Genomic DNA, 13,799 nt, shown 5'->3' with positions numbered 1-13,799 from the left:
ATAGCTTGCCTGCTTTATTTTGATTGGAATAAGTGATCAATAAATTGTTCGTAATCTGTCGCTTGGGCAACTTGTTGGACGTGGCGTCTATTTTCAACGAGCTTACCAATTAGCTTATAGAGTGCTTGTAAGTCTTCGTTAGATTCTTTTTTTACGTTAAGTAAAATAACAACTTGCACTTTTTCTCCCGCCCAATCGATGGGCTTTTTCAAAGTGACGATTCCGAGTTTAGTTGTTTTGGTTTCCGCGGTAATCGGATGCGGAATGGCGATTAAGTTGCCAAAAGCGGTCGGCGCAATCGCTTCGCGTTCATAGATTTTAGTTAAATAATCGTCAGGTAACGCCAGCTTTTCTTTTAAGGCATCAACTAAAAATGATAAGGTCTCTTCTTTTGAATCAAAACATTGGTTCAAAAAGACGGCATCTTGATCAATAAATTGTAGCAACTCATCATGATCGGTATCAATAAAAGTCTCCACTTTTTGGACATCCTGCTCAGTTAAGATGGTATTTACCTCTACGACCGGAACCGGCAAAGGAACCTTAATTGGAACAGAACTCACGATTAAATCAAGTTGACTAAAAGGGAGCTGATCGAGTTTGTAGTATTCACTTGTGCCAAGGATATTGATTTTAGAACCGAACATACCTTGGAGCTTATATTTAATGAGTTGTGCACTCCCTACACCAGAAGCGCAGACAATGTAACAGGTAATAGGGCGATGCGTCAACTTTTTCCGTTCAATCGCCGCGCCAATATGAAGCGCCAGATAGCCGACTTCGTTCTCATCGATAGCGACATCGAGTTCTTCTTCAAGGACGATACCAGCCAAAATGCCGGCCTCAAAAGCGAGGGGATAGTTTTGTTTAATCTCCTGCAACATCGGATTTCTTACGTTCATGCCATATTTGAATCGATTGATGGCAGGCTTCAAATGAAGACAAAGACCAAAGATTAATTCTTTATCATGCTGAATGCCAAGTGACAGCTTTCGCTCAATGGTTTCGAGGATTTCTTCGGTCACGATTAAGATATCATCAGGCATCCAGCGCTTAATGTCTTCCTCACTCTGATTTTTATCTTCGACCATCTTTGTGCCTAGCAAATGAATGGCGATATAAGCGATTTCTACATCGGGAAATGCAACATGAAGAATGTTCTCGGTTCGTCTGACAATCTCTAATGCAACGGTGTATTCGCGTTGATTGGTGATGTCGTTTAAGTCATGTTTAATTAGTGATACTTGATGTCCGTCTTTAATGCGTTTATAGGCAATCGCAATATGGATAAACAAGTTATTCATTGCGATATCAGAAAGACTGATCTGATGTTGTTGCGTCGCTTGAATCAGTAAGGTCCAAATTGACTGAAGTTGAGATTCGGTCATGTTGCTGATTGTAGCCAACTGTTTTTTCCAAATCATTGTTTCTTTCACTTCACGTTCATTAAATAGAAATTGTGATAAAGCAAACCTAACTTTAACTTCGGTTCCTTGCAATTTAAGACCGTAATTAGGCTTGTGATGCAGAATCAAGTCGTAGGGACGTAGCTGTTCTTTTACTTGGCGTAAATCACTTTGAATGGTCGACCGACTAATGTGCATTTCCTCAATCAAATCATCTAGCTTTAAATACTGTTCCGCTAGAAGGAAGCGGTGAATTAAATACCGCACGCGTTGATCGGGTTGAGTGAAATCATCTTCTTGTTCAGACTGAGTGAACCGTTGTAGGTAAAGTCTAAAGGCGTGTTCATCTTCAATAATTAACGTATAACCAAGACCACGCGTGGATTTTATATAAGCACCTTGATCAGCTAGAGCATAATCGAGTTGCTTGATGTCATCACGGATCGTTCGGGAACTAACATCTAACAGGGCGGCAAGTGCATCGCCAGTCATCGGTTCATCTTTAGCGATAAGTTCTTGTAGGATGGTATTTATCCGGTTTTGCATGATAGACCTCCTTTCTTATCAGTGTATTTATCTATTCATCTAGTTTAAGTATAACGCAAAAACAGCACGCTAAGTGTAAATCCATCTGTCTTTACAAATAAATTACACCTTTAACTGTAATAAGTACAAAGCGTAGTGTTTAATTCCACTACGCCTTGTTCAAATTAGCTATTTAATTCATTGGTTGTTGCTAAATCGTTAAACCAATATGCGCTTTTTTTCGCGGTGCGTTCACCTGTCGCAAGATCAACACTAAAGAAGCCATAACGATTTTTGTAAGCATTTGACCAAGACCAGTTATCCATGAACGTCCATAAGTGATAACCTCGTACGTCACACCCTTCATCAATGGCTTTGTGCAACCATTTCAAGTGACCAGCGATAAAGTCGATGCGGTAATCATCTTCAATTCGGCCATCCTTGAGAAAGCGTTCTTCGTTTTGGACACCCATTCCGTTTTCGGAAATAAATGACGGGATATTATCATAATTATCACGTAGGTTGATCATGATGTCATAGACACCCTTTTCGTAAATCTCCCAACCTCGATAGACATTCATCTTACGCCCAGGCATTTCGTAATTATCGAAGAACCAATCAGGTAAGAAAGGACCGTTCGGATTGGGTTGATGCGCTTTTGCTTTAACGCGGCGAGGTTGGTAATAATTTACCCCTAATAAATCGATAGGATTTCCTTTTATTAATTCAGCATCTTCCGCATGTGTGTCAGGGAGATGATTATGTTCATCTAACAGCTTAATCAAATCCTGAGGAAACGCACCCTTTACAACCGGATCTAAGAAACTGCGATTAAAGAATAAATCACAAATGTGGCTGGCTTCAAGGTCTGCTTTGTGCTGACTTCTTGGATAAGAAGGTGTTAAGTTTAAGACAATGCCAATTTGCCCGTCATAAGTTGCTTTATAGTGTTTTACTACTTTTTTATGAGCAACAATGGTATGGTATGCGACTTGAAATGCGCGACGCGCATCAACCACGTTGGGATAATGAAAATCATAAAGGTAGCCGCCTTCAACAGGGACAATCGGTTCATTGAAGGTAAACCACGTCTTCACTCGATCGGCGAAAAGAGAAAATGCAGTTTTAGCGAAAGCTAAGTAATCTTCAATAACATCGCGTGATTCAAAACCGCCTTTTTCTTGTTCATACATAGGCATATCAAAGTGGAATAAGTTAGCGAAAGGTTCAATATCATGATCGATTAAACAATCAATAACTTGGTTATAAAAGGCGACCGCCTCATCGTTGATTGAACCATCTTTGTTTATTAAGCGCGCCCATGAGATGGACATTCGGAAACTGTTATGCCCGAATGCTTTCATGTTTTTAATGTCTTCTTGGTAGCGGTTATAGAAGTCTGATGTTTTGCCGGGACCTACTTCATCGTAGAATCGATTAGGTTCTAGTTCATACCAATAATCCCAAATTGTTTGTTCTTTTTTGCCGTTCTGGTTACCTTCTGTTTGTTCGGCTGAAGCAGCTGAGCCCCAGTAGAAGTCTTTTGGAAATGTGTATGTCAAATCAATCGCGTCCTTTCTCGTTATTGTCTAGTACGGTAAATTTCAATAATTTCAATGGCTAAATCGCGCACAGTCATTGAAGTCATTAAATGATCTTGCGAGTGAATTAAAATAATATTAATATCTTTACTTTCACCGCTTGCTTCTTGTTGTAAGAGTTCCGTTTGGAAGCGATGTGCGCGACTTAGTTCTTCACTTGCCTCTTTGATTTTATTGTCAGCTTCTTCGAAATTTCCTTCTTTTGCTTCATGGATAGCTTCCATTGCACTCGATTTCCCGTTACCGGCAAACAAAATAATTTGAAAAGCGATTTCTGTCATGGACTGTGCCATATGATTTCCCCCTTTTTGGTGATAGAAAGGCTGTGCCGATATCAAGAAGATATCGACCCAGCCAGATTACTTGTATCTTTTCAAGTGTTGTTAATTGTTTAGTTATTCAGCTGATTGTGCAGCTTTTTGTTCGGACTCGTAATATTGCTTATCCATTACTTTTAGGAATGGTACCCAGATAACAAAGACGATTGCCATATTGATCAGCTGCATCACAGTACCCATAATATTATTCCCGGTAGCGAGATACCCACTTAAAAGTGCAGGTGTTGTCCAAGGAACAATGAGACCGGCAGGCCTTGGTGCAAATCCTGTGTACATGGCAAAGTAAGTCACTGCCGCTACGACAACGGGAGCAAATAACCATGGAATAATAACGAGTGGGTTCATAATGATTGGTAAACCAAAGATAACCGGCTCGTTCACGTTAAAGATCCCAGAAGGTCCCCCGAGTTTCCCGAGTTCACGTAGTTGACGACTTTTAGCGACAACGAAGATTGCGATAAGAACAGCTAACGTCATCCCTGAGCCACCAATACCTACGATGAAGGTATCAATAAATTGTTTCGTTACAATGTTTGGTAAAGCTTCTCCTGCTTGGAAAGCCGTTAAATTCTCTTCATTCAATGCATACCAGATTGGGTCAAAGATTGAGTTGATAATGATTTGACCGTGTAAACCAAAGAACCAGAAGACTTGAATTAACAACACAGCAATCAAGGTTGCTGGCAGGCCGCTACCTAAAGCGGTTAAAGGTTCTTGAATCAAGGTGTAAATAAAGTTTTGAACAGTATCATAAGGTGTGTAACTGAAAATAATCCGAATCCCTAAGAAAATAGTTAGGGTTAGTGAAATTGGTATCAATGCGCTAAACGAACGTGATACAGCGCTTGGGACACCTTGTGGCATTTTGATTGTTAATTTCTTGCTCACAAAGAGTTGGTACAACTCCGCTGCGATAAAGGCAGTGAAAATACCTAAGAACATCCCTTGTGCACCTAAAATATTTGTTGGAATGACGTTGCTCACACCGTCAAGTACTTGCGGTGTCAAAACTAAGAAGGCAGCAACAGCAACAGCGGCACCGTAGACAGCTTCACCGCCACGTTGCTCAACCATCTTATAACCAATCCCCATGATAACGAATAACCCCATAATGCTTAAGGTTGCCGCTGAGGCAGGTCCGAGTGTTGATTGATAGGTCGCGTAAGCTTCTTCACCGATTAATTTATCTAAGAATGGCAAGTTTGCGATAACAACAAAGATAGAACCGAAAATAATCAGTGGTAAGGCAACCATAAACCCGTTACGAAGTGCAGTTAAATAACGGTTGTTGTTTAATTTGTCTGCGATTGGCAGCAAAATATTCTCTAACATCGACATAAATTTATTCATTGTTTTTCCTCCCTTTTATCTAGCAATTAACCTTCGATTAATTTTAATGCGTGATCTAAAACAGCTTTTCCGTCAATCCGGCCGTAGCTCATGGCATCAATAACATCTAATGGAATGTTTTCTTGGTCTGCAATTTCTTGAAACTTGCGTTTCATAAAGCGCATTTGTGGTCCGATCAACAACACATCTGCTTCTTTCATTGCTTCAGGTGCTTTGTCTTGAGCCACTGCCCAAATTTTTGTGTCTAAACCGCGCGATGTTGCTTCCTCTTCCATTTTTGTCACGAGTAAACTTGTTGACATGCCGGCAGAACAAGCGAGTACAATACGTTTCATAGTAACAGCTCCTTTCGAATTAGTATGTGATGAGTACAGTTTCATTCTATTTTACAAGCGCTTTCATTACCACGTGTACTTTTTCCGTTTCGTTACGGAACTTTACTGGTTTGTGCATTTTGCGTGGTATATAACGGTAACCTTCATTAAATGCGGATTTTCCGAATGACTTAGGGAGGAAAAACAATGAATAAATTTGCCGTTAGTAAAAGCTGAACCAGCTTTTGCGCCTTTATCTAGTATATAGTGAAAAATCACGAAGGGAAAGGTGTGGCGGTAAAGTTCGAGAAACGCCTTTGTCGAATGAAAGTGTGTGAAAGTAAATAATGTGTTAAGGGGGACTTAGTGGAGCGTGGGGCAAAGAAGCTCTTGAGGAGGCTGGATTTAATCGTTAAGTATGCGCTTTCTATTGACAAGATTGTTTCAATTCATTACTATTAACTTATTAAGTTATCGATTAGCTAAAAAAGGAGGTAATTGGATGAATAAACAAACAATAACCGAAGAATTAACCGATTCGATTCTTCCGTTTTGGATCAAACTCAAAGACGAACAGTATGGTGGGCTTTATGGTACGGTAGCTTTTGATTTGGCGATTAATCGTGAAGGTGATAAAGGCGGCATTGCGACAGCGCGTCATCTATGGGCGTTCTCAAGTGCTTATCGTGTACTCGGAAACCCGGTGTATTTAACAATGGCTACGCATCTGTTTCGTTTCCTGAAGGAACAATGTATTGACAAGGCGCATCGCGGTCTGTACTGGATGCTTGACTATAAGGGTGTCTGTGTCGATGACCGCAAGCACATCTATGCACAAGCGTTTGCCATCTATGGTCTAAGTGAGTATTACCGCGTGACAAAGGATGAGGAAGCAATACAGCTGGCGCTCGATCTATATGATTTAATTGAAACAAAGGGTTTTGATGAAAAGAATCAAGCGTACAAAGAAGCGTTTAACCGTACTTGGGAAGAAGTGCCGAATGAGATGTTAAGTGAAAACGGTGTGACGGCAGATATTACGATGAATACGCATATTCATATTTTAGAAGCGTACACAAACTTATATAAAGCATATCCATTTGCTGAACTAAGAGCGCGTCTACTCCACGTGTTGTCGCTGCATCTGACGAAAATGTATCAAGAAGATCATTTTTTAGGTGTCTTTTTCAATAAAGATTGGGAGCGTCTGCTAGACTTACAATCATTTGGGCACGACATTGAAGCATCGTGGTTAATTGATGAGGCGTTAAAAGTACTTGATATCGAAGCAGATGAATATCATGCGATGGTGATTGCGATTGCTGAAAATATATTAGGTGTGGCTGTTGAAGCTGACGGATCCCTTGTCAATGAACGAGAAAACGGGCGTATCGACCGCACAAGAATTTGGTGGGTACAAGCAGAAGCTGTTGTTGGTTTTTATAATGCATATGAGAAAACTGGAAATGTTGCTTTTAAAGAAGCGGCTGAAGGTGCTTGGTCATACATTATTCATACGGTGAAAGATAAGCGAGAACGAGGGGAATGGTACTGGGCGATTGATCCAGACGGGGTGCCGGTGGAACGAGATCTAGTCGAACCATGGAAAGTATCGTATCACAATACGCGTTGTTGTTTAGAACTAATAGAGAGGATGTCATAATATGATCCATGATAAATATTACACATTAAAAGAAAAGCAAGAAGCGCTACTCGAACGAAAAAATGAGGTCAATACGGAATTTTATAACGGAATCTATGAGCGTTACATCTTTCCGGCGTTAACGCGGCATCATGTGCCGATCCATTGGCGGTTTGATTTAAACCAAAAAACGAATCCCAATTTCCAAGAAAGACTAGGAGTCAATGCTGCCTTTAATCCTGGCGCCCTCTATTTTGAAGGCAAGTATTATTTGGTTGTGCGTATGGAGGGGTTAGATCGAAAGTCGATTTTCGCTTTAGCTGTCAGTGATAACGGCATTGATACGTTTCGCTTTATAGATGCGCCGCTTGTTTGGGATGACAATGATGCAACTGAAACAAACATGTATGACATGCGTCTTGTTCACCATGAAGATGGTTTTATCTATGGCATTTACTGTTCAGAAAGTAAAGATAAAGATGCACCTGTGATGGATACCTCCAGTGCAACTGCTCAAGCGGGGTTAGTGCGAACAAAAGATTTAAAAACGTGGGAGCGACTTCCTAATGTTGAAACGCCGTCGCCGCAACAACGGAATGTGGTCTTACACCCGGAGTTTATTGATGGGAAGTATGCCTTCTATACCCGTCCGCAGGACGGTTTTATCTCCACAGGTACGGGTGGTGGGATTGCATTTGGCTTAACAGATACAATTGAACAACCGGTTATTCGTGAAGAAAAAGTGATTCATGAGCGCCGCTATCATACAATTTATGAAGTGAAGAACGGTCAAGGACCAGCGCCGATTAAGACGGATAAAGGATGGATTCATATTGCGCACGGTGTGCGTAATACCGCAGCTGGTCTTCGCTATGTGCTTTATACACTAGCGACCGATTTAGATGATCCAACGAAAGTAATCGCAACGCCGGGTGGACACTTTATTGCTCCTTATGATGGCGAACGTGTAGGAGATGTCTCAAATGTTATTTTCTGTAACGGTGCCGTCGTAAATGAGAAGAATGAGGTCTTTATTTACTACGCTTCAAGTGATACACGAATACATGTAGCGACCACAACAATTGATAAATTAGTCGATTACACGTTTAATACACCCGCTGATCCTTTCCGTTCCTTAGATAATGCAAAACAACGGAAAAACTTGATTGAAAGAAATGAAGCGTTACTTAATAAATAATCATCGATAAACAATCGCTGCGTCCTTTGATATTGCTTATTCAACTGAGATTTGATAGTATAAAAGTAGGGGTTAATTTAGTTAATCAATAAAGTAAATTTACTTAACCTAAACCAAACGTATGTACGTTATTGTCTGGTTAAGTGGATTGCTGTGCTGAATATACTGAGTAAGAGAAGATGGGACGTGGAGATATGAAATCGAACATAACAATGAAAGACATTGCAGAAAAACTTGGGGTAAGTAGTGTAACCATCTCTAAAGCGCTAAATGACAAAGATGGTGTCAGTGATGCCTTAAAAGAAAAGATTAAAAAGCTAGCAGATGAAATGGGCTATCGTTACAATACAACAGCAAAATCAATGAAAAATGGCTTAACGTATAACATTGGCGTAGTGATTCCCGAACGTTTTTCAGGTGGGATGAGTCAATCCTTTTACTTTAGAGCGTATCAAGAAGCTGCCAAACAATTTGAGCGCTATGGTTACTACGGGATTATGAACATTTTATCAAGTGAAGACGAAGAAGCATTGCGCCTGCCGCGCTTATACTATGAAAAAAAAGTCGATGGTTTTATTTTCTTAGGCCAATTAAGTCCTGAATTCATTTCGCTTGTCAAAGAGATGGACATGCCAAAAGTCTTCTTAGACTTTTATGATGAACATGATGAAATTGATTCGATTATTACCGACAACTTTTACGGGGCGTACGACATAACCAACTATTTAGTGGGCAAAGGTCATACTTCAATTGGTTATGTTGGTAATTTATATGCAACGAGTAGCATTCAAGATCGCTTTTTAGGTTACTATAAATCGTTACTCGAACACCGGATTGCTTTAAATGAAGACTGGATTATTCGCGACCGTGATGAACGGGGTAAATATATTACTTTTGATTTGCCTGAAGCATTGCCAACTGCGTTCGTCTGTAATTGTGACCAGGTGGCTCATTTATTGGTCAATCGCCTTAAGAAAGAGGGCTACCGTGTACCGGAAGATATTTCAGTGGTTGGGTTTGATAATGATATTTATGCCACGATTACAGAACCTAACTTAACGACAGTAGAAGTCGATATCAATGAAATGGTTACCCAAGCGGTAAAATTGATTACGAGAAAAGTACAAGGAAAAAATAAGAGTTACGGGCGTACGTCAGTTAAAGGGAAGATTGTCACACGTGACTCAGTATTGGACTTAAGACAAGGCTAACTGCCTTGTCTTTTCAATTCATCTCGAGAGAAAGGATGTGTTGCCTGGTGGGTGAAAAAGCGAGGGTATTTATTACTTTAATTTATTATTATGTTGTGTTAGCGCTATATTTTTGGCTAGGGATTTTAAAAGGTTTATTGCTTTACGGGGTCACGCCGAGTTTTGTCGCGTTGTTACATACGCATCAAGCGATGCGTCGTACGGAGGAACTGGATGAAACCTATATCAAAAAAACGTTTTGGTTGTTTTATAAACAATATGATCATGCAAAAGTACAGTCATTTATTTTAAGTGTTAGTTCGTTACTGTTACTTGCTATGTTTACTTATAGTCTGTTTCAAGGCTGGTCAATTGTCTTTGTATTGGTCATCATTTATTTCCTTCTGCTACTTTTCGGGGCAGCGAGTTATATGTTTTATTATTTAACGTCAAAACAAGCGATTGAAAAAAGTGCTTTTGCCATTGGGTTTGTGCAAATGGTTCGCGAAATAAAAATAACCTTACCCCTATTGGTTTCGATTGTTGTGTTATTAGGTATTGCGTATTACAATCTGTTTCTTTTTATTGTAGTTGCACCAACGATTTATGCGGCAGTAGTAAATGGATTAATGAGTAGACGGACAAAGGAATAGAAAGAGGCCACTGAAAACAGCGACCAAAAAGGTCGTTGTTTTTTTGGTTGGTTTAGTTATTCGGCAGTTCATCGGCAAAAAGTTCATTACTTAATTTTTAGTTAATAAGTTAAGTAATGAACTTTTTTGGAATCATGTAAACAGTAAAGAAAAGAGTTTTTTTGCAGGTTTAGAGGGGTTTATCCCATAGTAACAACGATAATAGATAGTGCGTGTACTTAAAAAAAGAAAAAAATCACTGAATTCTATTGACGAGTAAACGTTTTCAATATATGATATATGTATTAGCTTAACGTTAACTTTAATTAAGTTAATAATTGCATTTAAATAAAGAAAGGGTGTTTATTAATGGGTAAAAAATTATTAGTATTATTCGCAAGTATTTTGATGTTTGTCACACTTGTTGCATGTGGATCGGATGATGACAATGCATCAGACAATGATTCATCATCTGATGATAACGGTTCTTCTGAAGAATTGCCACCAAGCGAAGCTTGGAAAGAGATGGATGCAGAAGATATCGAAGGCGATTTAACTGTCATTACACACCGGACTGATATTGTCGACAGTGTGTATCAAGATTATAAAGCAGCGTTTGAAGAAAAGTATCCAAATGTAAATGTTATGTTTGAAGCCTTATCTGATTACGGTGGTGAAATCATGCCACGTATTAACACACAAGATTTTGGTGATGTCCAATACTTGCCCATTCAAGTACCGATTGGTGATATTCCAACATTCTTTGAACCAATGGGTTCATTAGAAGAGATGGAAGCGCAATACTTAGGTGTTGAGGAACGTCAAGTAAATGATACGGTTTACGGGATTCCGATTGCATTAACGTATACAGGTATCATTTACAACAAAGCGGTCTTTGAAGAAGCTGGTGTAGAATCAGTACCTGAAACACAAGAAGACTTTTTAGCGGCAATGCAAATGGTCAAGGACAATACAGACGCGATTCCACTCTATACAAACTATGGTGACGCATGGCCGTTATCACAGTGGGAAGGTGCTGTCACAACAACTGCTGGTACAGAAGATTACTACAATGTTGATATGTTAGAGGACCCACGCCCATTTGATCAAGGTGATCCACATTATGATCACTATAAATTAATGTACGATGTAGCAGAACAAGAATTAATTGAAGAAGACCCACTCACAACGGACTGGGAATCTTCAAAAGTAATGATGAATAACGGAGAAATCGCAACGATGGTATTAGGTTCGTGGGCACTTGAACAAATTCAAACAGCAGGACCAAATGCAGATGATATCGCGATTATGCCATTTCCAAATGACAAAGATCGGACACTTTTCTCTTTAGGTGCAGATATGAATATCTCTGTTAGTAAATTTAGTGAAAACAAACCAGCAGCCTTTGCTTGGGTAGATTGGTTTATCAATGAATCTGGTTATTCAGTGGAGCAAGCAGGGGGAATTAGTGCATCAAAAGATGCGCCGTTACCAGATGCTTTAGCTGATGCTGGAGACGCTGAATTCGTTATGCTTACACCATCTCCAGATGAATTAAAAGGTAAACTTGATGAGATTGATAAAGAATCTGAGGTAGGTCTATGGTTAGAAGACAATAAACAAATTCTTGTTGAAGCGGCGATTGGTAACCGCGATATGTCTTATGACGATATTATGGAAGATTGGAATAACAAGTGGGAAGCAGCTTATGAGCAAGTCATGAATGAATAAGTAAGCAAAGAGATGAAGGGAGAGGAAGTGCGTTCATCGCGCTTCCTCTTCTATCTATCAGATATAGCAAGCGATAAAGTCGGTATGGATTATACCCCAGGGAGGTGCAGATCGTGTCTAGTTTTAAACAAATGATCGGTAAAGTTAAATTTTCGAATGTATCTTATAAAGCGCAACGAAACATTATTATTATCATGTTTTTGGCAGTGCCACTTACTTTACTAGCAACATTTGCTTTTTTGCCGGTCGCAAATATGTTTTGGTATAGCTTCACGGATTGGAACGGTTATAGCGATAAAAACTTTATTGGACTTGAGAATTATCAAACCATTTTCACAAATCCAGAGTATTTCAGTGTATTTAGAGTAAGTCTGTATTACTTCTTTGCAACCTTTATTCAGTTAGGTATTGCGCTCTATTTCGCGACGGTTTTAAGTTTTGAAGTGAAGTTTAAAAACTTTTTTAAAGGCGTTTTATTCTTCCCTTATTTACTTAATGGTGTAGCGATAGGTTTTATGTTTTTGTTCTTCTTTAGAGCAGGAGGAACGTTAGACACAGTGTTAGGTATGTTTGGTCTTGGTGACTTCGTACAAAAGTGGTTAGGGAATCCAGACATTATTAACTATTCACTCGCAGGTGTGTCGGTCTGGCGTTATATGGGCTTTAACTTCATTATTTTCTTAGGGGCAATTTCATCTATTCCTAATGAAATCTATGAAGCATCAGAAATGGATGGTGCAAATCGTTGGCATCAATTCCTCTACATCATTTTGCCAAGCATTAAAATTATCGTATCACTTAACCTGATTTTAGCAGTCAGTGGTGCACTAAGTGCCTTTGAAATTCCGTTTATTATGACGGGTGGGGCAAATGGAAGTGCGACCTTCGTTATTCAAACAGTCAATACCGCCTTTAAATACGGCAAGATTGGCTTAGGATCTGCGATGGCAGTCATTCTATTGTTTATTGTGATCTTAGTAACGGGTATCCAAAGAAAATTCTTTAGTGAGGAGGGGTAAAAGTGAAAAATAAAAAAACGTTAGCGATTGTTTTAAAATACGCATCGCTTTTACTTGGTGCATTTGTTGCCATCGTCCCTATCTTGGCTATTTTCTTTGCATCGTTTAAAACCGGAACAGAGTATACGACGACAGGACCACTTGATTTACCCGCAAGTTTTACTTATTTTGAAAATTACACACGCGCTTTCAATGAAGGGAATATGTTAGTTGGTTTTAGAAACACGATTACCATTCTAATTATTTCGGTCATTGGGACCACCTTGATTGGATCTATGGTAGCGTTCGTGTTGAATAGATTTGAATTCAGAGGCAGCAAGTATATTTTGGGTGCGTTTCTACTAGCGACGTTGATCCCGGCTGTTACCACGCAAGTGGCCACTTTCCAAATTGTTCATGGCTTAGGATTATTTAATACGATTTGGGCCGCTATTGTGCTCTATCTAGGAACGGATATTATTGCTGTATATATTTTCTTGCAGTTTATGGACTCAATCTCTGTGTCGTTGGATGAATCGGCGATGTTAGATGGTGCATCGTATTTTACTATTTACCGTCGCATCATTTTACCGCTACTTAAACCAGCGATCGTTACGGTGTTTATTATTAAAGGTGTAAACGTTTATAACGACTTTTATACACCGTTTCTTTATATGCCAAAAACAGACTTACAAGTGATTTCAACGTCTCTGTTTAAGTTCCAAGGCCCCTTTGGGGCGGAGTGGCAAGTCATTACGGCAGGAGTTATGATTGCGATCATTCCGACCTTAATCGCTTTTATCTTCTTACAGAAATACATTTATAATGGCCTAACCAATGGCTCAGTTAAGTAACAACTACTACAAGGGAGTGT

At 39.4% G+C, this 13,799-nt stretch carries 12 protein-coding genes; 7 read left to right on the top strand and 5 right to left on the bottom strand.

Annotated elements, in window-relative coordinates:
• Positions 1-14: 14 nt before the first annotated feature.
• The 5 genes from DES38_RS04225 to DES38_RS04205 all read right to left on the bottom strand — a co-directional run bounded on the left by DES38_RS04225 (position 15) and on the right by DES38_RS04205 (position 5,555).
• Positions 15-1,952, bottom strand: a complete 1,938-nt coding sequence (locus DES38_RS04225) for a BglG family transcription antiterminator (RefSeq protein ID WP_110250845.1) — start codon at positions 1,950-1,952, stop codon at positions 15-17.
• A gap of 164 nt (positions 1,953-2,116) precedes the next feature.
• Positions 2,117-3,499 carry a glycoside hydrolase family 1 protein gene (locus DES38_RS04220; RefSeq protein WP_110250844.1) on the bottom strand — a complete coding sequence of 461 codons (1,383 nt, stop codon included), beginning with the start codon at positions 3,497-3,499 and terminating at the stop codon, positions 2,117-2,119.
• Positions 3,500-3,513: 14 nt separating this feature from the next.
• Positions 3,514-3,825, bottom strand: a complete 312-nt coding sequence (locus tag DES38_RS04215) for a PTS sugar transporter subunit IIA (protein ID WP_110250843.1) — start codon at positions 3,823-3,825, stop codon at positions 3,514-3,516.
• Positions 3,826-3,927: 102 nt separating this feature from the next.
• On the bottom strand, positions 3,928-5,220 hold the full coding sequence (gene celB / locus DES38_RS04210) for a PTS cellobiose transporter subunit IIC (RefSeq protein WP_110250842.1): 1,293 nt from the start codon (positions 5,218-5,220) through the stop codon (positions 3,928-3,930).
• Positions 5,221-5,246: 26 nt separating this feature from the next.
• On the bottom strand, positions 5,247-5,555 hold the full coding sequence (locus DES38_RS04205) for a PTS sugar transporter subunit IIB (RefSeq protein ID WP_110250841.1): 309 nt from the start codon (positions 5,553-5,555) through the stop codon (positions 5,247-5,249).
• Positions 5,556-6,036: 481 nt separating this feature from the next.
• Here DES38_RS04205 and DES38_RS04200 point away from each other — a divergent pair, with 481 nt between their 5' ends.
• The 7 genes from DES38_RS04200 (at position 6,037) to DES38_RS04170 (ending at position 13,779) form a co-directional block, all read left to right on the top strand.
• Positions 6,037-7,197: an AGE family epimerase/isomerase gene (locus DES38_RS04200; RefSeq protein WP_110250840.1), complete on the top strand. Its 1,161-nt coding sequence runs from the start codon at positions 6,037-6,039 to the stop codon at positions 7,195-7,197.
• A 1-nt stretch (position 7,198) separates the two neighbouring features.
• Positions 7,199-8,374, top strand: coding sequence for a glycoside hydrolase family 130 protein (locus DES38_RS04195; RefSeq protein ID WP_110250839.1), 1,176 nt, complete (start codon positions 7,199-7,201; stop codon positions 8,372-8,374).
• A gap of 194 nt (positions 8,375-8,568) precedes the next feature.
• Entirely contained in the window at positions 8,569-9,585 is a 1,017-nt protein-coding gene (locus DES38_RS04190; protein ID WP_110250838.1) for a substrate-binding domain-containing protein, read from the top strand.
• 47 nt (positions 9,586-9,632) lie between these two features.
• Positions 9,633-10,217 carry a DUF624 domain-containing protein gene (locus DES38_RS04185; protein ID WP_170114326.1) on the top strand — a complete coding sequence of 195 codons (585 nt, stop codon included), beginning with the start codon at positions 9,633-9,635 and terminating at the stop codon, positions 10,215-10,217.
• Positions 10,218-10,565: 348 nt separating this feature from the next.
• Positions 10,566-11,927 carry an ABC transporter substrate-binding protein gene (locus DES38_RS04180; protein ID WP_110250836.1) on the top strand — a complete coding sequence of 454 codons (1,362 nt, stop codon included), beginning with the start codon at positions 10,566-10,568 and terminating at the stop codon, positions 11,925-11,927.
• Between the two features lie 131 nt (positions 11,928-12,058).
• Positions 12,059-12,946: a carbohydrate ABC transporter permease gene (locus tag DES38_RS04175; protein WP_110250879.1), complete on the top strand. Its 888-nt coding sequence runs from the start codon at positions 12,059-12,061 to the stop codon at positions 12,944-12,946.
• A gap of 2 nt (positions 12,947-12,948) precedes the next feature.
• Positions 12,949-13,779, top strand: a complete 831-nt coding sequence (locus tag DES38_RS04170) for a carbohydrate ABC transporter permease (protein ID WP_110250835.1) — start codon at positions 12,949-12,951, stop codon at positions 13,777-13,779.
• The last annotated feature ends 20 nt before the right edge of the window (positions 13,780-13,799 follow it).

Origin of the sequence: Streptohalobacillus salinus (genome assembly GCF_003201605.1) — a bacterium.
Lineage (GTDB): Bacteria > Bacillota > Bacilli > Bacillales > Amphibacillaceae > Streptohalobacillus > Streptohalobacillus salinus.
The sequence above is the reverse complement of the archived record's forward strand: the minus strand, read 5'-3'. Positions and strand labels throughout refer to the sequence as shown.